Source organism: Natronosporangium hydrolyticum, from assembly GCF_016925615.1.
GTDB lineage: Bacteria > Actinomycetota > Actinomycetes > Mycobacteriales > Micromonosporaceae > Natronosporangium > Natronosporangium hydrolyticum.
Genome location: NZ_CP070499.1, coordinates 5,181,942 through 5,206,800, shown reverse-complemented (window position 1 = coordinate 5,206,800; position 24,859 = coordinate 5,181,942). Strand labels below are relative to the sequence as shown.

General features: G+C 69.7%; 20 protein-coding genes and 3 CRISPR repeat arrays (1 of these 23 running past the window's edge). Of the genes, 16 read left to right on the top strand and 4 right to left on the bottom strand.

Annotation, left to right across the window (positions count from 1 at the left end; genetic code table 11):
• Positions 1-1,551: direct repeats of the CRISPR family, unit length 28 nt; unit sequence GGATCACCCCCGCGTGCGCGGGGAAGAC; it reaches 920 nt to the left of the window's first position.
• A gap of 370 nt (positions 1,552-1,921) precedes the next feature.
• The 10 genes from cas3 to JQS43_RS23500 all read left to right on the top strand — a co-directional run bounded on the left by cas3 (position 1,922) and on the right by JQS43_RS23500 (position 16,125).
• Complete coding sequence (cas3, locus tag JQS43_RS23545) at positions 1,922-4,816, top strand: CRISPR-associated helicase Cas3' (RefSeq protein ID WP_239676543.1); 2,895 nt, start codon at positions 1,922-1,924, stop codon at positions 4,814-4,816.
• Positions 4,813-6,432, top strand: coding sequence for a type I-E CRISPR-associated protein Cse1/CasA (gene casA, locus JQS43_RS23540; RefSeq protein WP_239676542.1), 1,620 nt, complete (start codon positions 4,813-4,815; stop codon positions 6,430-6,432). Before cas3 ends, casA begins: the two co-directional genes overlap by 4 nt.
• A complete protein-coding gene (gene casB, locus JQS43_RS23535) occupies positions 6,429-7,076 on the top strand; it encodes a type I-E CRISPR-associated protein Cse2/CasB (protein WP_239676541.1) in 648 nt (215 codons plus the stop codon). The genes casA and casB overlap by 4 nt, the downstream gene beginning before the upstream one ends.
• Positions 7,073-8,209 (top strand): type I-E CRISPR-associated protein Cas7/Cse4/CasC, encoded by a 1,137-nt coding sequence (cas7e, locus tag JQS43_RS23530; RefSeq protein WP_239676540.1) that lies wholly within the window; start codon positions 7,073-7,075, stop codon positions 8,207-8,209. The genes casB and cas7e overlap by 4 nt, the downstream gene beginning before the upstream one ends.
• Positions 8,206-8,910: a type I-E CRISPR-associated protein Cas5/CasD gene (gene cas5e, locus JQS43_RS23525; RefSeq protein ID WP_239676539.1), complete on the top strand. Its 705-nt coding sequence runs from the start codon at positions 8,206-8,208 to the stop codon at positions 8,908-8,910. Before cas7e ends, cas5e begins: the two co-directional genes overlap by 4 nt.
• Positions 8,911-8,933: 23 nt before the next feature.
• Positions 8,934-9,578: a type I-E CRISPR-associated protein Cas6/Cse3/CasE gene (gene cas6e, locus JQS43_RS23520; RefSeq protein WP_239676538.1), complete on the top strand. Its 645-nt coding sequence runs from the start codon at positions 8,934-8,936 to the stop codon at positions 9,576-9,578.
• Positions 9,539-10,555 (top strand): type I-E CRISPR-associated endonuclease Cas1e, encoded by a 1,017-nt coding sequence (gene cas1e, locus JQS43_RS23515; RefSeq protein WP_239676537.1) that lies wholly within the window; start codon positions 9,539-9,541, stop codon positions 10,553-10,555. The genes cas6e and cas1e overlap by 40 nt, the downstream gene beginning before the upstream one ends.
• Entirely contained in the window at positions 10,555-10,956 is a 402-nt protein-coding gene (gene cas2e / locus JQS43_RS23510) for a type I-E CRISPR-associated endoribonuclease Cas2e (protein ID WP_239676536.1), read from the top strand. The genes cas1e and cas2e overlap by 1 nt, the downstream gene beginning before the upstream one ends.
• An 18-nt stretch (positions 10,957-10,974) precedes the next feature.
• Positions 10,975-13,149: a CRISPR direct-repeat array (repeat unit 28 nt; unit sequence GTCTTCCCCGCGCACGCGGGGGTGATCC).
• 92 nt (positions 13,150-13,241) lie between these two features.
• Positions 13,242-14,064: a CRISPR direct-repeat array (repeat unit 28 nt; unit sequence GTCTTCCCCGCGCACGCGGGGGTGATCC).
• A gap of 739 nt (positions 14,065-14,803) precedes the next feature.
• Positions 14,804-15,301, top strand: a complete 498-nt coding sequence (locus JQS43_RS23505) for a hypothetical protein (RefSeq protein WP_239676535.1) — start codon at positions 14,804-14,806, stop codon at positions 15,299-15,301.
• A 110-nt stretch (positions 15,302-15,411) separates the two neighbouring features.
• Entirely contained in the window at positions 15,412-16,125 is a 714-nt protein-coding gene (locus JQS43_RS23500) for a DsbA family protein (protein WP_239676534.1), read from the top strand.
• Positions 16,126-16,170: 45 nt separating this feature from the next.
• Here JQS43_RS23500 and JQS43_RS23495 read toward each other — a convergent pair whose 3' ends face one another.
• The 3 genes from JQS43_RS23495 to JQS43_RS23485 all read right to left on the bottom strand — a co-directional run bounded on the left by JQS43_RS23495 (position 16,171) and on the right by JQS43_RS23485 (position 18,396).
• The gene (locus tag JQS43_RS23495) at positions 16,171-16,941 is read right to left on the bottom strand and encodes a hypothetical protein (RefSeq protein ID WP_239676533.1); all 771 of its coding nucleotides are present in this window, start codon (positions 16,939-16,941) and stop codon (positions 16,171-16,173) included.
• A 68-nt stretch (positions 16,942-17,009) separates the two neighbouring features.
• On the bottom strand, positions 17,010-17,498 hold the full coding sequence (locus JQS43_RS23490; protein ID WP_239676532.1) for a MauE/DoxX family redox-associated membrane protein: 489 nt from the start codon (positions 17,496-17,498) through the stop codon (positions 17,010-17,012).
• A 127-nt stretch (positions 17,499-17,625) separates the two neighbouring features.
• On the bottom strand, positions 17,626-18,396 hold the full coding sequence (locus tag JQS43_RS23485) for a hypothetical protein (RefSeq protein WP_239676531.1): 771 nt from the start codon (positions 18,394-18,396) through the stop codon (positions 17,626-17,628).
• A gap of 397 nt (positions 18,397-18,793) precedes the next feature.
• Here JQS43_RS23485 and JQS43_RS23480 point away from each other — a divergent pair, with 397 nt between their 5' ends.
• From JQS43_RS23480 to JQS43_RS23455, 6 genes are all read left to right on the top strand, one after another.
• Positions 18,794-18,985 carry a hypothetical protein gene (locus JQS43_RS23480; RefSeq protein ID WP_239676530.1) on the top strand — a complete coding sequence of 64 codons (192 nt, stop codon included), beginning with the start codon at positions 18,794-18,796 and terminating at the stop codon, positions 18,983-18,985.
• 55 nt (positions 18,986-19,040) lie between these two features.
• The gene (locus JQS43_RS23475) at positions 19,041-19,283 is read left to right on the top strand and encodes a type II toxin-antitoxin system VapB family antitoxin (RefSeq protein ID WP_239676529.1); all 243 of its coding nucleotides are present in this window, start codon (positions 19,041-19,043) and stop codon (positions 19,281-19,283) included.
• Positions 19,280-19,729 carry a type II toxin-antitoxin system VapC family toxin gene (locus JQS43_RS23470; RefSeq protein WP_239676528.1) on the top strand — a complete coding sequence of 150 codons (450 nt, stop codon included), beginning with the start codon at positions 19,280-19,282 and terminating at the stop codon, positions 19,727-19,729. Before JQS43_RS23475 ends, JQS43_RS23470 begins: the two co-directional genes overlap by 4 nt.
• A 206-nt stretch (positions 19,730-19,935) precedes the next feature.
• Positions 19,936-20,592 (top strand): response regulator transcription factor, encoded by a 657-nt coding sequence (locus JQS43_RS23465; protein WP_239679553.1) that lies wholly within the window; start codon positions 19,936-19,938, stop codon positions 20,590-20,592.
• The gene (locus JQS43_RS23460; RefSeq protein WP_239676527.1) at positions 20,589-21,770 is read left to right on the top strand and encodes a sensor histidine kinase; all 1,182 of its coding nucleotides are present in this window, start codon (positions 20,589-20,591) and stop codon (positions 21,768-21,770) included. The genes JQS43_RS23465 and JQS43_RS23460 overlap by 4 nt, the downstream gene beginning before the upstream one ends.
• A gap of 15 nt (positions 21,771-21,785) precedes the next feature.
• Positions 21,786-22,763, top strand: a complete 978-nt coding sequence (locus JQS43_RS23455) for an NAD(P)H-quinone oxidoreductase (protein WP_239676526.1) — start codon at positions 21,786-21,788, stop codon at positions 22,761-22,763.
• Here the strand turns inward: JQS43_RS23455 and JQS43_RS23450 are convergent.
• Positions 22,746-24,854, bottom strand: coding sequence for an MMPL family transporter (locus JQS43_RS23450; RefSeq protein ID WP_239676525.1), 2,109 nt, complete (start codon positions 24,852-24,854; stop codon positions 22,746-22,748). The genes JQS43_RS23455 and JQS43_RS23450 overlap by 18 nt on opposite strands.
• Positions 24,855-24,859: the final 5 nt, after the last annotated feature.

Here is a 24,859-nt window from a genome sequence, read left to right as displayed (position 1 = left end):
ATCACCCCCGCGTGCGCGGGGAAGACAGATCGACAGACGGCTACCCGGCGATAACTTCCGGATCACCCCCGCGTGCGCGGGGAAGACCCCTTGTAGAACAACGCCGGGGTGCCGGTCTGGGGATCACCCCCGCGTGCGCGGGGAAGACACAACGGGCGGCGGCCGTTGTTCACCCGACTGCGGATCACCCCCGCGTGCGCGGGGAAGACCCCGAGTGGCCCCATGCTGCCGCTCTGGAGATCGGATCACCCCCGCGTGCGCGGGGAAGACGGTGGTGGGTGCGGCCGTCGGGGTGTGGGCGGGGGATCACCCCCGCGTGCGCGGGGAAGACCTCCATGTCGACCATTCGCCAGCCGGCGGTTGCGGATCACCCCCGCGTGCGCGGGGAAGACTACGAAGCGCACCAGGCCCGCAAGGCCGACGTGGGATCACCCCCGCGTGCGCGGGGAAGACTAGCTGTCTGTCGATCTCGGCCGGAAGGGTTGAGGATCACCCCCGCGTGCGCGGGGAAGACATCACCGCGCTCCAGGCGCTCGAACTGGACCGGGGATCACCCCCGCGTGCGCGGGGAAGACAGCGTCAAGGCCTCGCTTGCGAGCTCGATCGGCGGATCACCCCCGCGTGCGCGGGGAAGACGGCCACGGGGCAGGGCCAGTCGAACCCGTCGGAGGATCACCCCCGCGTGCGCGGGGAAGACCGGTAGGCGCGGATCTGCCCGTCGAGGGTGGTGGGATCACCCCCGCGTGCGCGGGGAAGACGGTCCTATCCTTGAACGCTTTCGCCAGCAACTCGGATCACCCCCGCGTGCGCGGGGAAGACAGCATGGCATGCAATCAGGTCGCTGCCGAGCGGGGATCACCCCCGCGTGCGCGGGGAAGACCGGCGTCGATCTCTGGCATCGGCACGGTGCGCGGGATCACCCCCGCGTGCGCGGGGAAGACCTGGTGACACTGATGCCCGTAGCGGGATGAAGAGGATCACCCCCGCGTGCGCGGGGAAGACGGCTTGGGAATGGGGTTGTGGACGGGGCGCCCCGGATCACCCCCGCGTGCGCGGGGAAGACTGCTGGTCGCCCTACCTCGCACCGGATCGAGCCGGATCACCCCCGCGTGCGCGGGGAAGACGCAACTGGTGGACGGGATCGCCCGATGAGCAGGGGATCACCCCCGCGTGCGCGGGGAAGACCATTCCACTTCGTTAGTCGCTACCCCAGGAGGGGGATCACCCCCGCGTGCGCGGGGAAGACGGTCTGATGGTCTTCGAGCCCATCCTCCGGCTGGGATCACCCCCGCGTGCGCGGGGAAGACAGATCGAATCCCAGCCCAACTACTACGGTCCCGGGATCACCCCCGCGTGCGCGGGGAAGACGTGCGGACATGGAAGCGGGCGCGTGAGCGTGCCGGATCACCCCCGCGTGCGCGGGGAAGACTTGCGCACCGCGGCGAGCTGCGTTGCTGTCAGCGGATCACCCCCGCGTGCGCGGGGAAGACGAGATCCACCCCTTCGGTAGGCAGGCCAGTTTCGGATCACCCCCGCGTGCGCGGGGAAGACACTTCTTGACCTGCAGGTTTACACGTGATCATGGAGTTTTTCATTCACTTTGCACCGGTGTTCGTGGTGGACGAACCCTATCTCAGGCTTGCACCGAGGTATCACGCCTGAAACGAGGCAGCTGGGGCGTGGGCCGGTCGGGGCAACTTCGATAACCGAGGGCGAGCTGCCTTTTTGGCAGTATCCGTCCAGCTGATCGCTGCCTGTCCGATTGGTGGATCGGCTGCTCGGTTGCACGCGTGACGCGACCATCGGATCGCCATACGTGGGGTGGATGATCCGGTCTCCTGGGTCTTGTCGAGATGCGACCGCCACCCGGGTGCGGTACTACTGAGAGTCATCGTCAAGCTGAGCTTCCAATGGGGTGGGTGTGCGGTCACTGAGTGACGCTGCGGCGAGCGTCTGGGCGAAGTCGCCTCGCCAGGGGTTGGGCTGGTTGCCGTTGTGGCAGCATCTGTCCGACAGCGCGGCCGTCGCGGCGAGGCTCTGGGATGAGTGGCTCCCGGCCGCTACTCGGGAAACGATCAGCAAAGCGTTGCCGGGCGGAGTTGACGATGGACGCCGACTGGTGCGGTGGCTGGCGGGAGTTCACGACATCGGCAAAGCGACCCCTGCGTTCGCGGTTCAGGTGCCTTTCCTGGCCGAGCGGATGCGTCGGGAAGGGTTGTCCATGCCCGATGCGATTGCTTATCAGGAACGAAAGCTGGCAATGCACGCCACCGCCGGCCAGCTGTTGCTTGAGGAGTGGCTGCGGGAGTCGCACGGCTGGGACCTGTCGCAGGCTCGCCAGTTCAGTGTGATCGTCGGCGGGCATCACGGGGTGCCACCGAGCGCGGCTGGTCTGGGCGACGCGCAGGATCGGCCGGCGTTGCTCGGCACCGCGCAGGTCTCCCCGGCACAGTGGCGTAGCGTGCAGCGCGAACTCATGGATTGGGCAGCCGCCACATTCGAGGTAAACGATCGGTTGCCCGAGTGGCGGTTCGTGCGACTGTCGCAGGCCGCGCAGGTCATTGTGACCGGGTTGATAATCGTTGCGGACTGGGTTGCCAGCAACGAGGAGCTCTTCTCCTATGACGAGGCCACCTTCGGTCTGGCGGAGCGAGCGGACACGGCCTGGGCCGAGCTGGATCTGCCGACGCCGTGGCGGGCGGTCGCGGCGGATGAGTCGATGGATGAGCTCCTCTCCAGCAGATTTGGTCTGGCCGTCGGTGTGGTGGCCCGGCCGGTGCAGGTGCGCGCAGTCGAGCTGGCCCGGCGTATGCCGACGGCGGGAGTGTTGATTGTCGAAGCCCCGATGGGGGAGGGCAAGACTGAGGCGGCATTGGCGGCGGCCGAAGTGTTGGCGGAGCGTTCCGGTGCCGGCGGATGTTTCGTCGCGCTGCCAACGAGGGCGACCAGCGACGCCATGTTCCACCGGGTCCTGACCTGGCTGGGTCAGCTTCCGGACGCCGACCCCGGTCGGGGCGCGTTGCCGGTGACGTTGGCCCATGGGAAGGCTCGTTTCAACGACGACTACCGTTCGTTGATGAGGGGCCGGGTGGTCGGGGTGGCACAGGACGCCGCTGGCGGCGGCCATCGGGAGCGCGAGTTGGCTGCCCACCAGTGGCTCACGGGACGTAAGAAGGCGATGCTCTCGTCTTTCGTGGTGGGCACGATCGACCAGTTGCTCTTCGCCGCGCTTAAGTCGCGTCATGTGGCGCTGCGCCACCTCGGACTCGCCGGCAAGGTCGTCATCATCGACGAGGCTCACGCCTACGACGTCTACATGGGGCAGTATCTCGACCGTGCCCTAGAGTGGTTGGCCGCCTACGGAGTGCCGACCATCATTCTATCTGCGACGCTGCCCGCGAAGCGGCGGCGGGAGCTGGTGGAGGCGTATGAGCGGGGTCGGAATCCGGGCGCTGAGCTGGCTCCGCGACGCCGTTCGTGGCGCGATTCCGCTCCAGCGGCGTCACCCGCACCGGTTCACCCGCTGGAGCAAGAGATCGGATACCCGGTGTTGGTGGCGTCCGGCCCGGCCGGGGTCCCGTTGGTGGAGACAGCGGAACCCTCCGGACGCGAGACAGCGGTCGTGTTGGAGCGCATCGAGGACGACCTGCCGGCGTTGGCGCAGCTGCTCGGACGGGACCTGCACGCCGGTGGCTGTGCCCTGGTGATCTGCAACACGGTACGCCGGGTGCACGAGACGGCCGAGACACTGCGGGAGGCGTTGGCGCCGGCCGGGATCGACGTCTCGGTCGCGCACTCCAGATTCCTGGCGCCGGATCGGGCGGCGAAGGACCAGTGGTTGCGTGACCATTTCGGTCCTCCAGACCATTGCGCGGTGGCGGGCACCGTCCGCCCCAGCTCTCATGTGGTTGTCGCGAGCCAGGTCGCCGAGCAGTCGCTCGACATCGACTTCGATCTGCTGGTTACGGACCTGGCACCGGCTGACCTTCTGCTGCAACGGATGGGGCGACTGCACCGGCACCCGCGTGGCAAAGACCAACAAGACCGGCCCCAGGCCTTGCAGCAAGCTCGTTGCGTCCTGCGCGGCGTGGCTGACTGGTCCACCCAGCCGCCCCAGCCGGTGGCTGGTTCGGTGCGGGTTTATCAGGCGCATCCGTTGCTGCGTTCGCTGGCGGTGCTGCACGAGACGCTTGAGCAGGGCGGGCAGATCAACCTCCCAGCCGATATCGCACCGCTGGTGCAGACCGCGTACGGCGATAGCCCGATCGGCCCACCAGACTGGGGGGCCAGCATGGCGGAGGCCCAGCATCGCCATCAGGAGCTGTACGCGGAGAAAGAACGGCGGGCGCGTACCTTCCGGCTCGGTGGCGTCGGCGACGACGGCGAGCCGATCGTCGGCTGGTTGGACGCCAATGTCGGTGACGCCGACGACGACCGGCGAGGTCGGGCCCAGGTCCGCGACACTCCCGCCGAAAGCGTCGAAGTGCACGTCCTTGTACGCCGTTTGGACGGGACGCTGATCACACCACCGTGGTTGCTCTCCGGTGGAGGCAAGGAGGTGTCTACTGAGCGGACGCCGGATGGTTTCCTGGGCCGAACCATCGCCAGCTGCACACTCAGCTTGCCCATCGAGCTCTCCACCGAGGAGGCGATCGAGGAGCTGGAGCGGCGAAACGATTACGAAGCTTGGCAGCATTCGCCGTGGCTCACTGGCCAACTCATCCTCGACATCGACGAGCAGGGCCACGCCGAACTCGCAGGCTACCAACTCCACTATGACCGATTGGATGGCTTGGCTTTGGGACGAACGCAGTGACCGGGGCGGCGTACGACCTGACCGAGCAGCCATGGCTGCTGGTGCATCGGCTGGATGGCCGGGTCGAGGAGGTGTCGATCCGGGAGGTGTTCGCTCGGGCGAGCGAGTTCCGCGCGCTGCTCGGTGACCTGCCGACGCAGAGTTTTGCATTGGTGCGGCTGCTGCTGGCAATCCTGCATCAGGCAGTGGACGGCCCGCAAGACCTCGCGGGGTGGCGGCGGCTGTGGCAGGATCCGGCACTGCCGATGGCGGACGTCAACGGCTACCTGGATCACTTCCGGGGGCGATTTGATCTGCTCTCCGCGGAGACACCCTTCTATCAGGTGGCCGACCTGCACACAGCGAAAGAGCAGACCTTTACGTTGGAGCGACTGATCGCCGACGTGCCGGCCGGCTCGCCGTACTTCACGACCCGGCTGAAGTCGGGGGTCGAGCGGATCAGTTACCCGGAGGCTGCGCGATGGCTGGTCCACTGCCAAGCCTTCGACCCGTCGGGGATCAAGTCCGGTGCGGTAGGGGATGCGAGGGTGAAGGGCGGCAAGGGCTATCCGATCGGGACCGGGTGGGCCGGCGCTCTCGGTGGGGTCCTGGTCGAGGGACGGGATCTGCGGGAGACCCTGCTGCTCCAGTTGGTGCCCCGAAGCTCCCAGAAACTCGACCTCAGCGACCTTGACGTACCGGTGTGGGAACGGCCGCCGCACACCGCCGCCGAGGAGATCGGTGGCGCCCGGCCGTACGGGCCGCTGGACCTCTACACCTGGCAGAGCCGAAGGCTGCGGCTCTGGTGCGACGGCGCGTCGGTGACCGGTGCCATGATCGCTAACGGGGATCGGATCGCACCGCAGAATATGCACCGCCGCGAACCCATGTCCGCGTGGCGGCGCAGCAAGCCGCAGGAGCGCAAGCTGGGGACGGTGCCGGTCTACATGCCCCGGGAGCACGAGGTCGACCGGGCGCTCTGGCGACAACTAGGGGCGCTGCTGCCGAACCTGGCAAGCAGTCGCGACGAGCCACCGCAGCTGCTGCCACCCGCGGTCCTGGAGTGGCTGGCGGAGGCCCGCGGCGCGGGTGCGGTCGAAGGCCACTACCGGCTGCGCACCCGGGCGATCGGGATGACCTACGGGACCCAGCAGGCCACCACCGACGACGTCATTGATGACGCGGTGGCCCTGTCGATCGGGCTGCTCGCCGAGGCCAACCGGGAGCTAGGCTCGGCCGCGGTGGACGCGGTCACCGACGCCGAAGTGGCCGTACAGGCGTTGGGTCACCTTGCCGGCAACCTCGCCCTGGCGGCCGGTGGCGCGTCGGAAGGCCCGCAGGAACGGGCGCGCGAGACCGGGTACGCGGAGCTGGACCGGCCGTTCCGGTCCTGGCTGGCCGGGCTGGCGCCGGACACCGACATACCCGTGGCCAGAGCCGAATGGCAGCGCACCACCCATCAGATCGTCATCCGCCTGGGAAGCGAGCTGGTCACGCAAGCAGGACCGGCGGCGTGGCGGGGCCGCACCGTTAATGACTGGCACGTCAGCACCCCCGAGGCGGACCTGCGTTTCCGGAAGCGGTTGCGAGACAGCCTGCCGTGGGCGTACCCGAAACAAGAAGAGGTTATGGCATGACTACCGCGACGGCCTCCGCCGATCAGCAGCCGCGGCCCCGCAAGCTGCAGCCCTTGGGACGATTCGTGGGTCATCGAGTGTCGGCGCTGCAACGTGGCTTCCTGGCCAAGGAGCAATACAGCGTCGCCGCGCTCGCACGGCTGCGGCGAGGAGTGGGGAAGGAAGTCGGCGAGCTCGTCGAGCTGGGGCAGTACACTTTACTTGGCTTGCCTGAGCAGGAGTTTGAGCCCGACGAAGGTGCAACCTATGAGGAGCGGGCTGCCTACACTGCGATCACCCTCTATGCGGTGCATCAACAGTCACGGAGCGCCGGAATGCACCAGCCCGGCATCGGCCTGGGCAACGCCGTCGCCACGCTGGCGCGAAAAGGGAACTCCGACGCCGTTCAGCGCCGCTTCGAGGCCCTCGGCACCGCCGAGAGTTTCGGTGAAACTGTGCACCACGCCCGCGGTCTGATTACCCAGCTGCGGGGAGCGGGCATCGGGATCGACTACGGGCGATTCGCCGACGAGCTCTACTTCCTGCAGGTGCCGGGCGGTGCCGCCCGGGTACGCCTGCAGTGGGGACGGGACTTCTACCGCCGTGACCGAAGCGATTCCGCGCCGACCGACCCGACCGACCCGGACCTGGAGAAGGAAGCATGAGCCGAACCATCGTCGACATCCACATCCTGCAGACCGTCCCGCCGAGCAACCTCAACCGGGACGACACCGGCAGCCCCAAGAACGCCATCTACGGTGGGGTTCGCCGGTCACGGGTGTCCAGCCAGGCGTGGAAACGTGCCACCCGGGTGGCCTTCCAGACCACGCTGGACACATCGGAGCTGGGTGTGCGTACCAAGCAGGTGGTCGAGGTGCTCAGCCGCAAGATCGCCGAGCTTGCGCCGGAGCTGGCTGAGCAGGCAGGTGAGCTGGCGGCGGAGACACTCAAGGTTGTCGGTATCAAGTTGACCGCGCCGAAGAAGGCAACCAGCGTAAACGAACACGAATCCGGCTACCTGCTCTTCCTCAGTGCTCGGCAGATCCACAACCTCGCCGTGGCGGCGATCGCCGCGGCGGCGGAGGGCGGCAAGCTCACCGACGCGCTGAAGAACCAGAACGTAAAGGCGCTCGCCGACCGAGACCACTCGGTGGACGTGTCACTCTTCGGTCGGATGGTCGCGGACGTGGCGGACCTCAACGTCGACGCGGCCGCGCAGGTGGCCCACGCCATCAGCGTGCACCCGGTGGAGAACGAGTACGACTACTACACCGCTGTTGATGATCGGAAGGCGGAGGAAGACGAGACCGGCGCCGGCATGATCGGCACAGTTGAGTTCAACTCCGCCACGCTGTACCGGTACGCCACAGTGGATGTCAATCGTCTTGTCGACAACCTTGGTGACCCGCATGCCACTCAGCGGGCGGTGGAGGCGTTCCTACGAGCCTTCGTCACCAGCATGCCGACCGGCAAACAAAACACCTTCGCCAACCGGACCCTGCCCGACGCGGTGGTAGTGCGGCTGCGGGACCGTCAACCGATCAGCTTTGTCGGCGCCTACGAGACTCCGGTTGTGGTCCACGACCGCGCTGGCCGGATCACCGAAGCCGCCGCCCGACTCACCGAATACGCCCAGGAGGTGGAGCGCGTCTACGGCGAGCAGCCCGCCCACTCCTGGGTCGTGCGGGTAGGCGACCGCACAAAGTCGCTGGCCAGCCTCGGCGACGAGGTCACCTTCGACGAGCTCATCTCCGCGGTCGGCGGTGCAGTCGCCGGTCGGATGGCCGCGGCGGCATGAGCACGCTACGCCTACGGCTCGCCGGGCCGCTGCAGGCGTGGGGGGCACACAGCCGGTTTGTGCGCCGCGCCACCGAGACCGCCCCCACCAAGAGCGGCATCATCGGCTTGCTCGCGGCCGCGCAAGGCCGCCGCCGCACCGACGACGTCACAGACCTGTGCGGGCTGAGGTTCGGGGTGCGCGCCGACCAGCCAGGTCGGCTACTACGAGACTTCCAGACCGCCCGCAGCCTCGACGGGGCCCGGTCCTTCCCGCTGTCCTACCGTTACTACCTCACCGACGCGGTGTTCCTGGCGGTCGTCGAAGGTGCCGACGCGTTGCTCACCGGCCTGGACGAAGCGGTCCGTAGCCCACATTTTCCGCTGTACCTGGGTCGGCGGTCGTGCCCACCAGCGGGGCCGATCAGCCTCGGTGTCCATCCCGGCGACCTGAACCACGCACTGGCCACCACCGAATGGCAAGCCAGCGCCGGTCAGCAGCGACAAATTGGCGCCGCCACCGTCTGGCTGGACACCGTCCGGGACGCGGGCCCGCAAGGCCAGGGCGGAGCGGTCGAGACGGTCCGCGATGAGCCGCTCAGCTTCGACCCGGCGCGCCGCGAATACGGCTGGCGTACGGTGGCGCGCGGCCGGGTCAGCGTCGCCAATCCCCACGCACCACAGATTCCCGAACACGATCCGCTCGCGGTCGTCGGAGGCTGACCTTGTATCTCACCCGATTCGTAGTGAATACTGCCCGCCGCGGCGCCCGGAAGCTGCTCTCCTCGCCGCAGGCGATGCACGCAGCGGTCCTCGCCGGGTTCGCCGAACCACCGTCGGGCGCCGCCGGCCGGGTCCTGTGGCGGATCGACCACACCCCGCCCAGCAGGACCCTGCTCTACCTCACCAGCCCGGTCGAACCCGACCTCACCCACCTTGTCGAACAAGCCGGGTGGCCCACCACGGAAACCTGGCAAACCCGACCGTACGCGGGTTTTCTGCAGTCGCTGACGGAGAAGCAGGAGTGGGCGTTCCGGATCACGGCAAACCCAGTGCGCAACCGCATCGGGTCGGGCAGTGACGAACGGACTCGGCGGTACGGTCACTCAACCGTGGCCCACCAGCAACAATGGCTGCTCGACCGGGCCGAACGGTGCGGCTTTCGGATCCTCCACACCGAGGCCGGCGATCCGGAACTCACCATTCACCGCCGCGAGACCCTCACTTTCCCCCGCAACGGCAACACCGTCACGCTGCGGGTCGCCACCTACGACGGCCGGTTGGAGGTCGTTGACGCGGATCGGCTGCGGGCCGCGCTCAGCAACGGGATCGGCCACGCCAAGGCGTACGGGTGCGGACTGATGACGCTCGCGCCGGCCGGTCGGCCGTGACCATCCCCGGCACCCCACCGCCGAAGCTGCCGGAGTTGGTCCGAGCAGACGACCGGCTGACGTTCATCTACCTTGAACGCTGCCTCGTCCACCGGGACAGCAACGCGATCACCGCGCAGGACGACCGCGGCACCGTCCACATCCCCGCTGCCTCACTCAATGTCCTGCTGCTCGGCCCCGGCACCAGAGTCACCCACCAGGCGGTCAGCCTGCTCGCTGAAAGCGGCGCCACCGCCGTCTGGGTGGGCGAACAAGGTGTCCGCTACTACGCCCATGGACGGTCGCTGGCCCGATCCACAAGGCTGTTGGAGGCCCAGGCCAGCAAAGTGACCAACCGCAACGCCCGGCTCGCGGTCGCCCGCGAGATGTACGCAATGCGTTTCCCGGGAGAGGACACCAGCGGACTGACGATGCAGCAGCTCCGCGGCCGCGAAGGTGCCCGGGTGCGGCGCCTCTATCGGGAACACGCGGAGCGCACAGGTGTCCAGTGGCAGAAACGAGACTACGACCCGGAGGACTTCACCGCCGGCGATCTAGTCAACCAGGCGCTCTCGGCAGCCAACACCTCCCTCTACGGAGTCGTCCACGCCGTCATCGTCGCGCTCGGGTGTTCCCCCGGGCTCGGATTCATCCACACCGGTCACGAACGTTCCTTCGTCTACGACGTCGCCGACCTTTACAAGGCGGAAACCACCATCCCCACCGCGTTCGACGTGGCTGCCCGCAACCCCGCCGACGTCGCTGCCGAAACCCGCCGGACGATGCGCGACGCCATGCACGACAGAGCGTTCCTCGATCGCTGCGTCGGCGACATCCGTCGACTGCTACTTCCGGAACCGAAAGCGGCGCCTGACGACGAGCAGGCCGATCCTGCGCCGACGGACAGCTACTGGGATGAGGACCTGGTGAAGATCTGGGACGAAAAGGACGACCCGCTCGCCGGTGGCGTCAACTACTCGGATGACGTCGACTTCTGATGGTCGTCCTGGTGTTGACGGCATGTCCTGAAGGGCTACGCGGTCACCTGACCCGTTGGCTCCTGGAGATCTCGGCAGGTGTTTTCGTGGGACACATCTCGGCCCGGGTCCGCACCCTGCTCTGGGCCAGGGTGGTGCAGCTATCCGGGGACGGTCGCGCCATCATGGTCTACAGCCAACGCGGTGAACAGAGACTCAGCTTCGAGGTGCACAACCACCATTGGCGCCCCGTTGACTATGACGGCGTACGGCTGATGATGCGGCCGTCGGAGAAGCAGTCGCCGTCACTCGGCCGTACGGGTTGGAGCAAGGCTGGTCGCCGCAAGCGCTTCGGCCAGGGGCGCCGGAGCCCCACCAACCCGCCATCACAAGTGAATGAAAAACCCCAAGATCACGGGTGAACTCGCAGGTCAACAAGTGTCTTCCCCGCGCACGCGGGGGTGATCCCCGAGCATGTGTGCCCAGCGGCGTAGGCCGCGCGTCTTCCCCGCGCACGCGGGGGTGATCCGTACCCACCCCCCCCAACCCCCCGCGGACACAGTCTTCCCCGCGCACGCGGGGGTGATCCTCCTAACTGGATTTCAGTGGGGAACGAGGGGTTGTCTTCCCCGCGCACGCGGGGGTGATCCCCCGGGGCACAACTCGCCCGGGGTGCAAGGTTCGTCTTCCCCGCGCACGCGGGGGTGATCCCAGGTACAGCGCGTACGCGCTCGCTGAGAGTGTGTCTTCCCCGCGCACGCGGGGGTGATCCGCCCTGTCCGGCATTCAGCAAGCAGCGTTTAACGTCTTCCCCGCGCACGCGGGGGTGATCCTGCCCACGCCGCCGCCATGAAAACAGTGAACGCCGTCTTCCCCGCGCACGCGGGGGTGATCCCGGCTCGGACACGCCCAAGAGCACCGCCACCTCGTCTTCCCCGCGCACGCGGGGGTGATCCGCGACCGAAACCGCGCCGCCGGTCCGGCGGCGCGTCTTCCCCGCGCACGCGGGGGTGATCCTCCACGGTGCTGACCACCGACCAGCCGTGGCCAGTCTTCCCCGCGCACGCGGGGGTGATCCATGTTTCCGGCGGCCAAGTCAGCGGCGGGGACGGTCTTCCCCGCGCACGCGGGGGTGATCCTGGAACGGTGTGATCCGCACAGCGTGTACGAGGGTCTTCCCCGCGCACGCGGGGGTGATCCCCGCGCAGCGGATCAGCCTCAGGGTCCGGGTCCGTCTTCCCCGCGCACGCGGGGGTGATCCCTGGCTGCCGAGCGGATGCTGCACCATCAGGCCGTCTTCCCCGCGCACGCGGGGGTGATCCCGTCACCGGCTGGTCGAACTGCCAGTGCTGGATGTCTTCCCCGCGCACGCGGGGGTGATCCTGGATGACGCTACGAGTCAACAACGACACCACCGTCTTCCCCGCGCACGCGGGGGTGATCCGGTTGCGGGGCGACCGCCGGGCGTGGTGCTCGAGTCTTCCCCGCGCACGCGGGGGTGATCCGATGCACCGGCATGTTGAACTGCCGGTCGCGGGGTCTTCCCCGCGCACGCGGGGGTGATCCCTGGTCGCCCGGTGGCTTGAGGGTCGGATCGACGTCTTCCCCGCGCACGCGGGGGTGATCCCGACGCGTTCCACAACCCACCGGCAGACGAGGAGTCTTCCCCGCGCACGCGGGGGTGATCCCTGGCTGCCGAGCGGATGCTGCACCATCAGGCCGTCTTCCCCGCGCACGCGGGGGTGATCCTGGACTGGCAGCACCCGATGGAATGGCGCGAGCGTCTTCCCCGCGCACGCGGGGGTGATCCCTGGCCGGTGTGGTCGCGGCGGTCGGCGAGGTCGTCTTCCCCGCGCACGCGGGGGTGATCCCGCGACCGGGCGCTCGCCGAAGCCGAACAGCTAGTCTTCCCCGCGCACGCGGGGGTGATCCTCGCTACCCCACAGCTGCGGAGGGTGCAGCGAAGTCTTCCCCGCGCACGCGGGGGTGATCCCTCGCCAACCTCCTGGTCGCGGGCGGATGCTTGGTCTTCCCCGCGCACGCGGGGGTGATCCGAGATCGCGGACGCCGCCGCGGCCAATCAGACCGTCTTCCCCGCGCACGCGGGGGTGATCCGGTCAGGGCGACTCCGCGGAGGCGTGGCGACTCCGTCTTCCCCGCGCACGCGGGGGTGATCCCGGCTTTGCGTGGGGAAGGGGAAGACATGTCAGGTCTTCCCCGCGCACGCGGGGGTGATCCGCGCCGCCCGGGGGTCTACGGCCCGCGCGCTCCGTCTTCCCCGCGCACGCGGGGGTGATCCCCAGCAGCCCGCCCAGCAACGCCTTGTCGTCGCGTCTTCCCCGCGCACGCGGGGGTGATCCAAACCACTGCGCTGTCTCATCCTGGGCCGACCGGCTGGTGGCGTCTTCCCCGCGCACGCGGGGGTGATCCGGTGTACCGCTCCCCGATGGATGACGACGAGCCGTCTTCCCCGCGCACGCGGGGGTGATCCCAGAACACCACCCGATGCCCGGCGGCGGCCACCGTCTTCCCCGCGCACGCGGGGGTGATCCAACCACCTGGTGGCGGGTGTAGCCAGCGACGGCGGGTCTTCCCCGCGCACGCGGGGGTGATCCGAACGAAGAGATTTGGACGCCGCAGCACACGCCGTCTTCCCCGACACGCGGGGGTGATCCGTCGCCGCCCATCTTTAGGGCGGTTGTGCCGATGTCTTCCCCGCGCACGCGGGGGTGATCCACCACCGGCTACCCGATCGGGCACCGACACTACGTCTTCCCCGCGCACGCGGGGGTGATCCCGCCTCCGCCACGGGGTCGCTGGCCGGGCCGGCGTCTTCCCCGCGCACGCGGGGGTGATCCTTCGCGCCAACGGCGAAACCACCGCGTCATTCGGTCTTCCCCGCGCACGCGGGGGTGATCCCCACGCCAACGCCTGACCGGCGACCTCCCGCTGGTCTTCCCCGCGCACGCGGGGGTGATCCGGGTCGGCGACCTTAATGTGGCGCACGGTCGCCGTCTTCCCCGCGCACGCGGGGGTGATCCTGCAGCCGGCCGCCCCGCGTTCGGCATCTGCGACGTCTTCCCCGCGCACGCGGGGGTGATCCGCCGCCGAGCTGGACGGCAAACGCTGCGACCTGGTCTTCCCCGCGCACGCGGGGGTGATCCGGACGGCCCGCCACCGCCGGACGGCTGGTTGAAGTCTTCCCCGCGCACGCGGGGGTGATCCCCGTCTGATGCTTGAGGAAGCGGGCCGCGAAGCGTCTTCCCCGCGCACGCGGGGGTGATCCCTCCCATGATCGAGAATCCGGAGAACTCCCCGGGTCTTCCCCACGCACGCGGGGGTGATCCCGAACGGTTGGTGAGGTGGACGGCGGTGGCGAGGTCTTCCCCGCGCACGCGGGGGTGATCCGGGCAAGAGCCGACGCCCGATCGACGCCGCGGTGTCTTCCCCGCGCACGCGGGGGTGATCCCGTCCACGCCAACGGCGGGCAGCTGTGGCTGATGTCTTCCCCGCGCACGCGGGGGTGATCCCGGTGCTGGATGACCCCGGCACTCCCGGGCCACGTCCTCCCCGCATGAGGGGGGTGAGATCCGATCTCGACCAGCTCCGCCCCGAGCCGCTTGTCGTCTTTCCCTTGCACGCGGGGTTGCCGGGGCCCGAGTTCGGCCGCTTCGCGGTCGCCAGCCCTTACCGAGAGATCAAGTGCCCTGCAGCTGTACGACACACCGCGTGTCGTACAGCTGCAGGGCACTTGATCTTCCGATAGGGCTGGTGCGCGGTGTTGTGGAAGAGTCCTCCTCGCGCATCGGGATGGGTCCGGGAGCTGTCGACCTGTGAGGTCGGAGGTGAGGGGCCTTCGCTCCAAGAGCCGGTGATCTGCAGCGTCAGTCAGGCCGATGGCCCGCTTGGTGGGTTGAGTGGTGATCCACTATGGCGGCAAAAAGGGTTGGTCGCGGCATATCAGGCGCCACTCAGCCCACCAAGAAATACGTGGCCCCTGGCGGGACCGCCCGTAGGTGGATGAAAGAGGGCATGTGAAAGCTGCAGAGCTCTAGCGATCTTGAATTTCGCAGCCCAAACTTATGTTCAGCTATGCCCGATTCGTGCTGCTCTAGCGACCAAGTAACGGCCATCGTGGCCCTCTTTCGTCTCAGCGGGAAGGGGGAGACTCTTACGTGCGAGCCGTTGAGCACGCGTACTCATGCTCTGGCCACTTCGGATTCCTAGGCTCTAAGGCAGTTGGAGCAAACTCTCGTAGAGGAGCGGTCCGTGAGTGGTCAGCTGGTAGCCAAGGTGGCGCAGCACAAGGTGAAGACGGTCGCGGCTGGTGCGGCGGTGGCCGCGGTGGCGGCGGTCGCCGGATTCGGCCTGCTCGGGGGCGACGCCGTGCCGGCCGGTGCGCACACCGTGCAGGTTTACACCGTCGATGACTCGATCAGTTACGAGGCGACGGGGGAGCTGCGGCCCGGGCTCTACGGCCGGACGGTGGGGCTCTGCGACGGCGACACCCACTACATCGAGTATGCCGGGGGCGAGCACTGCCTGGTGCTCAGCGGCCCGCTGGGGGATGTTACCGCCGAGGGTGGGGACCAGGGGGTGGTGCTGCCGCCAGCTGAGCACAGCGCGATTCTTGACCTTGTCCGGGCGGAGGATGCTGCTGGACCGGTCACGCGGGTGGTCCTGGAGTACGACGGCTCCTTTGTCGGCGTCGTGGCGGTGTCGTCTCTCGACAGCACCGACCCGGCCAGCGTTACGCCGATCGACTGATCGCCCGCCGCGGGCCCCGCGGCGCGGGGTGGTGTCGGAGGTCCTTAGGCCCGACCGTCGGGGACCAACGGCCATGGCCGGGAGTTCGACACCGCCGGCAGGCTGACCCGGTGACGAAACGGACGGCACGGCAGCGGCGGGCGCAACGGGCGGCGCAGACACCGCAGTCTGCCCGATGGGTTTCCATTGTGGCGGTCGCTGGCCTGCTCGCCGCCGGCCTGGTAGGGATCGGGATCTGGCAGGCGGGTCGCCCCGGTGACGTGGCGGTGCCCGCGGCAGCAACCGAGGATGAGGCCGGGTTGCCGGTCGGCGACGGCCCGGTGGTCGTGGAGGTCTACCTCGACTTCCTCTGCCCCGCGTGCCAGCAGTTCGACCAGGCGTCGCGGCCGGTGCTCGACGAGTATCTCGCCGATGACGTGGTCACGCTGGTCTACCGTCCGATCGCGATTCTGGACGACCGGACCTCGACCCGATATTCGACCCGTGCCGCGGCCGCCGCCGGTTGCGCCGCCGACAGCGGAATCCTCGACGAGTTCGTCGATGAGCTGCTCGCCGTCGCGCCGCAGCCGGGTAGCGTCGGGCTTACCGACGCCGACATCAGCGGGGTGGGTGCCCAGGCCGGGGCGATGGATGCCACGTTCGACCAATGTGTACGCGACGGTGACTACCGCGATTGGGTGGGCTTCGCGACCGAGGCCGCTGCCGATCAGGGAGTGCACGGGACCCCCACCGTCCTGGTCGACGGGGCCCGGCTCGAGTCGCTCAGTGTGCCGGCACTGGTCGAGGCGGTCGACGCGGCGGCGCTGCGGCAGCTGGGCAACTGACGGCGGCGGTCAGGGCAGCGATCCGGCGGCGGTCTAGAGCAGCGGTCAGAGCGCGTCGCGCGGGTCGATGGCGATCGGGTTGCGGGCGACCGCCTCCGGGAACAGCTGATCGGCGAGCTTCAGGGTCTGCAGCCCTCGTGCCCGCAGCGGGTCGTCCGGCTCTGCGCCGAGCAGGATGCCGTTGGCGCGGGTGATCCGCGGCACCGCCGATTCCTGTTCGAGTAGGAGTTCGACGTGGCCCAGTTGGAGCAGCGCGTTCGCCAGCGCATGCCAGGTCGCCGACGCTTCCCGGTCGAGCAGCGCTTCTCGGAGCCCGAGGGCGGCCTTGCCGAAGCGGAGGGCCTGGGTGACCACCTCTTCGGTGAGGGCTTCGGCTTGCGCCGCGGTGACCATGGCGTTGCCGGCGGCGCGGGCGAGGTCGTCGAGCGAGGTCGCGTACTCCGCCATCAGGTCGGGGGCGGTGCGGGCGATCTCGGCGGGTTGGTTGTCGGGCAGGAGCTGGTCGAGCAGCTGGACCGACTCCCAGCCGGCATCGACGGCCTGGTCGTATTCGCCGAGGTCGTTGAGTGCTTTGCAGGTCAGCTGTTGCACCGAGGCGAGCCGGGTCACCGTGTGCACCCGCTCGCGCGGGTCCGCCTGCGCGTCGCCGATCTGCCGGTAGGCGTGCGCCGCGGCGGCGAACAGCGGCACCGCGTCCGCCAGTTGACCCTGGCTGCACTGCTCGACGCCCTGGGCGACCTGCAGGTCGGCAGCCTCGTAGAGCTCCTCGGCGGGCTCTGGTGGTGGCGGGTCCGCGCGTCGGCGCCACGGCCACATCGGCCACCTCCGTTGTTCGCGGGCTGTGGCGCTCCACCCTAACCGGAGCCGCGGCTGCGGGCCACGGGTCAGCGCTGTCCGGTACGCCGGGCGAGGGCGGCGTCGACCGACCAGCGGGTGACCGGCCGCCACAGTAGCCACGCCGCGGCCAGCAGAAACAGCACGTCCCGGGCGAGCACCGTGCCGTAGTTGGTGGCCTGGTCGGCGGCGAGCTCACCGCCGCCGCCGAAGCAGCCGCAGTCGATCTGCAGGCCCCGCGCCCAGGCGGCCGCCACCCCGATGACGAACCCGGTCAGCAGCAGCGCCGACGTCGCCGCGGCGAGCCGGGTGGCCAGCCCGAGCAGCAGCAGCGCCGCGAGCGCCAGCTCGACCAGCGGCAGCGCCGCGCCGACCAGCTCGGCGGCGGCGGAGGGCAGCAGCTCGTACGCCTTGACGGCGCGGATTGAACCGTCCAGATCGGTCACCTTGTTCAGGCCGGCGTAGAGCCACACTCCGGCGAGTACTGCGCGGGCGGCGAGCCCGAGCAGTGCCTGCCCGGCGTTTCCTACTTCCGCCATGGCGGCATGGTCGCACCGTGACGGGTGGTCCGGGTGGGGTCTTTGGTCCCGGTCATCCCCGGGACCAAAGACCCCGTGCCCGTTCGGGTGATAATCGGACCGGCTCCTGCGGGCTGGTCCGTCAACCTCAGGGCGTGGGTTGTTGGAGTGCGCGGCGCGGGTCGACGGCGACGGGGTGGGCGGCGATCAGCTGCGGAGAGAAGACGCGCTCGGCGAGCTGTAGCGCCTGCATCGCCCGCTCTTTCAACGGGGCGTCGTCGGCGGCCAGCAGAATGCCGGTTGCCCGGGTGATCTTTGGGACGGCCGACTCCTGTGTGAGCAGCAGCTCGACGTGCCCGGCCTGGAGCAGCGCACTGGCGAGCGGGGGCCACGTCGTGGGGTCGTCGTGGTCCACCAGTGACTCCCGGAACCGGAGCGCGATGTGCGCCGCCTGTAGCGCCTGGGTGGCCCGCTCGTCGGTCGCCAGCCCCTGCTTCGCCACGACCACCAACAGGTTGCTCTCGGAGCGGGCGAGGTCTTCGGCGGCGGCGGCGAACTCGGCGGCGAGCTCGGGGTGGTCGCGCGCGATGGTCGCCGCGTCCTGACCCGGTGCGAGCTGGCCCAGCAGGTTGACCGCGTCCCGGCCGGGGGCCGTGGCCTCGTCATAGCGGCCGAGGTCATTGCGGACTCTGCCGACGAGTCGAAGGGCGTTCGCGACCCGGCGGGCGGCGACCGCGCGATCCTCGGGCGCGGTCTGCTCCTCGCCGATCGTCCGGTATGCCGCGGCGGCCTGCTCGAACAGGGGCAGGGCGTCGGCGAGCTTGCCCTTTTGGCAGAGCTTCAAGCCGTTGGCGACCTGCCGGTCGGGTGCCCGGTAGCTGCTGTCGGCGCCGCGGTCGCGCTTGCGCCAGGGCCACATTGTCCACCTCCGGCTCTCGGGTTGTCGATTACCTTACGGGTCGGGCTCGCTGGCGGCCACCGCTCGCGGCGGCGGTCCCGCCGGGCCAGCGCCCTGACCATAGGCCAGCTCTACCTGGTCGCGATCCGCTTCGGCTGCTGGCCCGCCCGGTCGCGCGCTGGCTCGGCCAGGGCCCGGCGATCTGCCTCTCGGTCCTGCTCACCAGCCCGTTTGTGTTGCTGATGCCGCTGGTCGCACAGCCCGGTTGGCGGCTGTGGCTGGCAGCCGCCGGCGGCTTCGTCACCTCGATCGGCATTGTCGTCTACAACGTCACCCAGGTCAGCTTCCGGCAGGCGGTCACGCCCGACCAGCTGTTGGGCCGGATGAACGCACCATCCGGTTCCTGGTCTTCGGCGCCATGCCGGTCGGCGCGCTGCTCGCCGGCGTGCTCGGTGAGCTGCTGGGAGTGCGGGCCGCGCTGCTGGTCCTCGGCATCGGCAAGTGCCTGGCGTTCCTGCCGGTCCTGCTCTCCCCACTGCGCACGACCCGCGCGCTGCCCACCGAGCCGGCTCCGGCCGACCCCCAACTGAGCGAGGAACGAACGGCATGACGGCGAGCAATCGCACCGAGTACGGGAGTACGGGAGGAGTGGTATTCTCAGCCATATGAAGACGACCGTGGAGCTGCCCGACCCGCTGGTGCAGGAAGCTCAGGAGGTGGCGCGCGCCGAGGGCACGACCCTGCGGGCGCTGGTCGAAGACGGGCTGCGGGCGGCGTTGGCGGGGCGTCGCGCCGGTGCTCGATTCCGTCTGCCCGACGCCTCCGTCGACGGTGCCGGGCTGCGGCCGGAGTTTCAGGACGCCAGCTGGGACGAGATCCGCGCCGCCATCTACGGCGACCGCGCGTGATCGCCCTCGACACGAACCTGCTCGTCTACGCGCACAGGCGCGATTCGGCGTTCCATGAGCCGGCCGCGCAACTGGTCCGCGGGCTCGCCGAGTCACCGGCGGCGTGGGCGATCCCGTGGCCGTGCATCCACGAGTTCTACTCGACCGCCACCCACCCTCGGATCTACGACCCGCCGAGCACCTCCGACGAGGCGATCACCCAGCTGGACGCGTGGCTGGGCTCCCCGTCGCTGGTGTTGCTGCACGAGGCGGGCAGCTACTGGTCCGAGCTTCGCTCGATGCTGCAATCCGGCAAGGTACGCGGCCCGATGGTGCATGATGCCCGGGTCGCCGCGCTGTGCCGCCTGCACGGCGTCCGGGAGTTCTGGAGCGCGGACCGGGACTTCGGCCGGTTTCCCGACCTGCCCGTCCGTAACCCGCTCGTCGGCGGGCGAGATTCAAGCTGATTCGGTAACGACGCGGCGATGCTGGTACGGATCTCTGGGGATGCGTCTGGTGGTCCTGGCGACACCACCGCCAAACCTCACTCCTCGTCACTCGAACGGGCGACTTCAGGAACGTGGGCTCCCGGTGGCCGCTGGCCGACGGTTACGCCGACGTTATGCCCGCCGGTCCAGGATAGGGCGGGCGGAGTGCGATACCGGAGGTGGAGATGCGGGTGCTGGTGGCAGAGGATGAACGGCTGCTGGCGGACGCGATCGCGGAGTGGCTACGCCGGGAGGCGTTCGCAGTCGACGTCGCCTACGACGGTGACGATGCCCTGTCGCGGCTGCGGATCAACGAGTACGACGTGGTCGTGCTCGACCGGGATTTGCCGGTGGTGCACGGCGACGAGGTGTGCCGGGCGGTCACCGAGGTCGCCGCACCGCCCCGGGTGCTGATGGTGACCGCGGCCACGGCCGTGCGGGACCGGGTGGCTGGGTTGGCGATCGGCGCCGACGACTACCTCACCAAACCGTTCGCCTTCGTGGAGCTGGCGGCCCGGGTACACGCCCTAGCCCGGCGGACCCTACCTGCGGCGCCGCCGGTACTGGATCGGAGCGGAATCCGGCTCGACCCGGGCCGCCAGGAAGCGCACCGGGGCACTACCAGGCTGCAGCTGTCCCGCAAGGAGTTCGCGGTCCTGGCCGAGCTGCTCCGCGCCGACGGGGCGGTGGTCTCGGGCGAACAGCTGCTGGAGCGAGTGTGGGACGAGCACATCGACCCGTTCACCAATGTGGTTCGGGTGACCGTGATGAAGTTGCGACGCAAACTAGGCGAGCCACCGTTGGTGGAGACGATTACCGGAGTGGGGTATCGGCTGCGATGAAACGGTTGACGATTCGGACGCGGCTGACCCTGGTGTACGGCGGGCTGTTTCTGCTTGCTGGGGCCCTCCTGTTAGGGGTGGCCTACCTGCTGGTGGCGCACAGCTTGGCGGACCGGCTGACGGTGGCGACGTCGCAGGATGCCTACCGCGTGGGGTCGGCGGAGACCGTCGACCAGGGAGTGAAACTGGCCGAGGCCGTACGCTTCGCCCAAGATCTACAGAACGCGCAGGCCCAGGCCGAAGCCCAGCGGTCCCTGCTCATCTACGGCACCGCTGCGCTGGCGGCCGTGGGACTGGTGGCGATCGGGTTGGGTTGGGTGGTGGCCGGTAGGGTGCTGACCCCGGTGCACCGCATCACCGCTACCGCCCGCCGGATCGCCACCGGCAGCCCCGGCCACAGCCTGCGAGAACGGATCGGGTCTACCGGCCCACGCGATGAGCTGCGCGAGTTGGCCGACACCTTCGACCTGATGCTGGAACGGCTGGACCGGTCGTTCGACGGGCAGCGTCGGTTCGTCGCGAACGCCTCGCACGAGATTCGCACCCCGCTGGCGGTGAACCGGGCGCTGCTGGAGCTGGCGATCACCCGACCAGACGCCTCGCAGGAGGTGCGGGAACTGGGCGAGTCGCTGCTCGTGGTGAACGCCCGCCACGAGCGGCTGATCGACGGATTGCTCATCCTCGCCGAATCCGAACACCGGGTGGTGGAGCGGTCCCCGGTGGATCTCGCCGAGGTGGTGGCACACGCGCTGGACCCGGTCGGCGGGTCTGGAGTCGAGGTGATCCAGGAGCTCCGACCGGCCGAGACCACCGGAGATCCGGTGTTGTTGGAGCGGCTGGTGCACAACCTGGTGGAGAACGCGGTCCGGCACAACCTGCAGGACGGCGGCTGGCTATCGGCTGCGACCGGAGTCGAGGACGGGTACACCACCGTCACGGTGGCGAACACCGGTCGGGTCGTACCCGCGTACGAGGTCCCGGTGCTGTTCGAACCGTTCCGGCGGGCCTCGGCGGCAGACCGGGTGACCAGCGGCGGCCAGGATCGAGGCATGGGTCTGGGCCTGTCGATCGCCCGGGCGGTCGCCCAGGCGCACGGCGGCGAGGTGACGGCAACCCCGCGTGAGGGTGGTGGCCTGACCGTGGGGGTTCGGCTCCCCGCCGCCGCCAGCTGGGAGTGAGGGAGACTGGCCCGCATGTACGCGGTGACGATCGACGAGCCCGGCGGCCCCGAGGCGCTGCGGTGGACCGAGGTGCCCGACCCCGTCCCGGGGCCGGGTGAGGTGCTGATCGAGGTGGCGGCGAGCGCGGTCAACCGCGCCGACCTGCTGCAACGGGCGGGCCACTACCCGCCGCCGGCCGGCGCCCCGCCGTACCTGGGGTTGGAGTGCGCCGGAGTAGTTGCCGAGGTGGGAGCCGGGGGCACCGGCGTACAGCCGGGGGATGAGGTGTGCGCCCTGCTCGCTGGCGGCGGCTACGCCCAGCGGGTGGCGGTCCCGGCGGAGCTGGTGCTGCCGGCGCCGGCCGGGGTGCCGGTGGCCGACGCGGCGGCGCTGCCGGAGGTCGCCTGCACGGTCTGGTCCAACGTGGTCGACCTGGCCCGGCTCTCGGGCGGCGAGACGCTGCTGGTGCACGGCGGTGGCAGCGGCATCGGCACCTTCGCCATCCAGCTGGCGGTCGCCCTGGGCGCCCGGGTGGTCACCACCGCCCGGGCCGGCAAGCACGCCGCGCTGCGGGAGCTGGGGGCCGAGGTGACCATCGACTATACCGAGCAGGACTTCGTCGAGGTGACGAAGGACGCGACCGGCGGGCGGGGCGCCGACGTCATCCTCGACATTATGGGCGGGTCCTACCTGCCGCGGAACCTGGCGGCGCTGGCCCCGGACGGCCGGCTGGCGATCATCGGCCTGCAAGGGGGCCGCCGGGTGGAGCTGGATCTGGCGAAGCTGCTCACCACCCGGGCGCAGATCACCGCTACCACGCTGCGTGCCAGGCCGCTGGCCGACAAGGCCCGGATCGTCCACGGGGTACGCGAGCAGGTGTGGCCGTTGATCGAGACCGGCTCGATCCGGCCGGTGATCGACCGGCGGCTGCCGATGTCCCGCGCGGCCGAGGCGCACCGGCTGGTGGAGTCCCATGCCCACCTGGGCAAGGTGCTACTGCTGCCTGGGTGACCCATCATCGGGCCCCGGACCGGTCGCCAGCTTCCGGTGGGGATCGTGGCCCGAATCTGGCCGGGATGGCCACCAGATCTTGCGTCCGATGTCGTGGCACAGCCCGGGGATCAGCAGCGACCGGACCACCATGGTGTCGACCAGCACCCCGAGCGCCACGATGAAGGCGATCTGGGCCAGAAACAGGATCGGGATCACGCTGAGCGCGGAGAAGGTCGCGGCGAGCACCACCCCGGCCGAGGTGATCACCCGGCCGGTCACCGACAGTCCGATCCGGACCCCCTCGCGGGTGCCGACCTTGCCGGCCTCCTCCCGGACCCGGGTGAGCAGGAAGATGCTGTAGTCCACCCCGAGCGCCACCAGGAAGATGAAGGCGAACAGCGGCACCGACGGGTCGGCGCCCGGGAAGTTGAAGACGTGGTTGAAGACCAGCGCCGAGGCCCCCAGCGTGGCCAGGAAGGAGAGCACCACCGAGGCGAGCAGCAGCGCCGTGACCACCACCGCCCGCAGCAGCCAGGCGATGATCACGAAGACGATCGCCAGCGCGATCGGGATGATTACGGCGCGGTCCCGTTCGGCCGCCACCCGGGTGTCGGCGTCGACCGCGGTCTGCCCGCCGACCAGCGCCTCCGCCCCGTCGACGCCGCGGACGGCGTCGCGCAGCGGGTCGATGGTGGCGATCGCCGCCTCGCTGTCGGCCGGCTCCGCCAGCGTCACGCTGATCCGGGCCAGGTCGCCGTCCTCGGCGTCGGGACGGACCTCGGCGACCCCCGGCACCTGTTGCACCGCTGCGACCACCTGGTCGACATAGTCGACGTTGGCGATCACGATGGTGGGGGCCGCGGCCCCGGCCGGGAAGTGTTGGCCCAGCACCTCCTGCCCGGTGACCGCCTCCACCTCGCCCAGGAAGAACTCGGTCTGCGGCACCCCGTCGGCCTTGAACTGCGGCGCCATCGCGGCGAACCCGGCGAGCACCAGCAGCGTCAACACCCACACCAGCCGGGCCCGGCGGCCGATCAGATTCGCCAGCCACTCCCAGGCGCCCCGGCGTTCCGCCGCCGCCGTGCCGTACCGGGGTTGGAACGGCCAGAACCCGACCCGGCCCAGCACCAGCAGGATCGCCGGCAGATAGGTGAGCATCACCAGCAGCGCCGCGGTCACCCCGATCGCCGCCACCGGCCCCAGGCCACGGTTCGAATTCAGCTCGCTGAGCAGCAGCGCCAGCAGCGCGAGGATCACCGTCGACCCGGAGGCGAGGATCGGGCCGACCGCCCGCCGCCACGCCACCCGGATCGCGGTGACCCGGTCCTGGTGGTTGCGCAGCTCCTCCCGGTAGCGGGCCACCATCAGCAGGGCGTAGTCGGTGGCGGCGCCGAAGACCAGGATCAGCATGATCCCCTGGCTCTGGCCGTTGAGCAGGATCAGGTCGGCACGGGCGAGGGCATAGACCGCGGCCGAGGCGGTGCCGAGCGCCAATCCGGCGCCGAGCAGCACCACCAGCGGCAGGATCGGGCTGCGGTAGACGATCACCAGGATCACCGCCACCACCGCCGCGGTGACTGCCAGCAGCAACGTGTCGATGTCGCCGAAGGCGCTGCCGAGGTCGGTGGCGAACCCGGCCGGCCCGGTCAGGTAGGCGGTGACCTCGGCCGGCGCCGAAGCGCCGACCAGCTCCCGGATCTCCTGAACCGCGTCGCTGACCTGGTCGTTGTCGGCCAGCGGCACCACCACCTGGGCCGCCACCCCGTCGTCGGACGGGATCGGCGGGGACACCTCGCCGTCGGTCTGCGGAAGCTGGCCGAGCCGTTCGCTGAGGTCGGTGAGCGCCGCCAGGTCGGACTCGGTGAGGCCATCGTCGCGTTCGAAGACCACCACCGCCGGCAGTACGTCCCCGGCGAAGCGGTCCTCGTCTAGCTCCGCCACCTGGGTGGCCTCGGCGTCGGCGGGTAGGAAGGCTGCGGTGTCGTTCTCCTGCACCTCGGCCAGCCGCCCCTGGTAGCTGCCGAGCGGGCCACCCACGATGATCCACAGCGCGGTCACTACCGCCGCCCACACCAGTGGCCTGCGCAGCCAACCCAACCCTCGCGCCACGATCC

Bases quoted from the DNA above. Each gene is read 5' to 3' on its own strand.
- casB (WP_239676541.1), top strand. From the start codon at position 6,429: ATGACTACCGCGACGGCCTCCGCCGATCAGCAGCCGCGGCCCCGCAAG.
- JQS43_RS23465 (WP_239679553.1), top strand. From the start codon at position 19,936: ATGCGGGTGCTGGTGGCAGAGGATGAACGGCTGCTGGCGGACGCGATC.
- JQS43_RS23480 (WP_239676530.1), top strand. From the start codon at position 18,794: ATGCCGGTCGGCGCGCTGCTCGCCGGCGTGCTCGGTGAGCTGCTGGGA.
- JQS43_RS23485 (WP_239676531.1), bottom strand. From the start codon at position 18,396: ATGTGGCCCTGGCGCAAGCGCGACCGCGGCGCCGACAGCAGCTACCGG.
- JQS43_RS23475 (WP_239676529.1), top strand. From the start codon at position 19,041: ATGAAGACGACCGTGGAGCTGCCCGACCCGCTGGTGCAGGAAGCTCAG.
- cas2e (WP_239676536.1), top strand. From the start codon at position 10,555: ATGGTCGTCCTGGTGTTGACGGCATGTCCTGAAGGGCTACGCGGTCAC.
- JQS43_RS23455 (WP_239676526.1), top strand. From the start codon at position 21,786: ATGTACGCGGTGACGATCGACGAGCCCGGCGGCCCCGAGGCGCTGCGG.
- JQS43_RS23460 (WP_239676527.1), top strand. From the start codon at position 20,589: ATGAAACGGTTGACGATTCGGACGCGGCTGACCCTGGTGTACGGCGGG.
- cas5e (WP_239676539.1), top strand. From the start codon at position 8,206: ATGAGCACGCTACGCCTACGGCTCGCCGGGCCGCTGCAGGCGTGGGGG.
- JQS43_RS23490 (WP_239676532.1), bottom strand. From the start codon at position 17,498: ATGGCGGAAGTAGGAAACGCCGGGCAGGCACTGCTCGGGCTCGCCGCC.
- cas7e (WP_239676540.1), top strand. From the start codon at position 7,073: ATGAGCCGAACCATCGTCGACATCCACATCCTGCAGACCGTCCCGCCG.
- JQS43_RS23495 (WP_239676533.1), bottom strand. From the start codon at position 16,941: ATGTGGCCGTGGCGCCGACGCGCGGACCCGCCACCACCAGAGCCCGCC.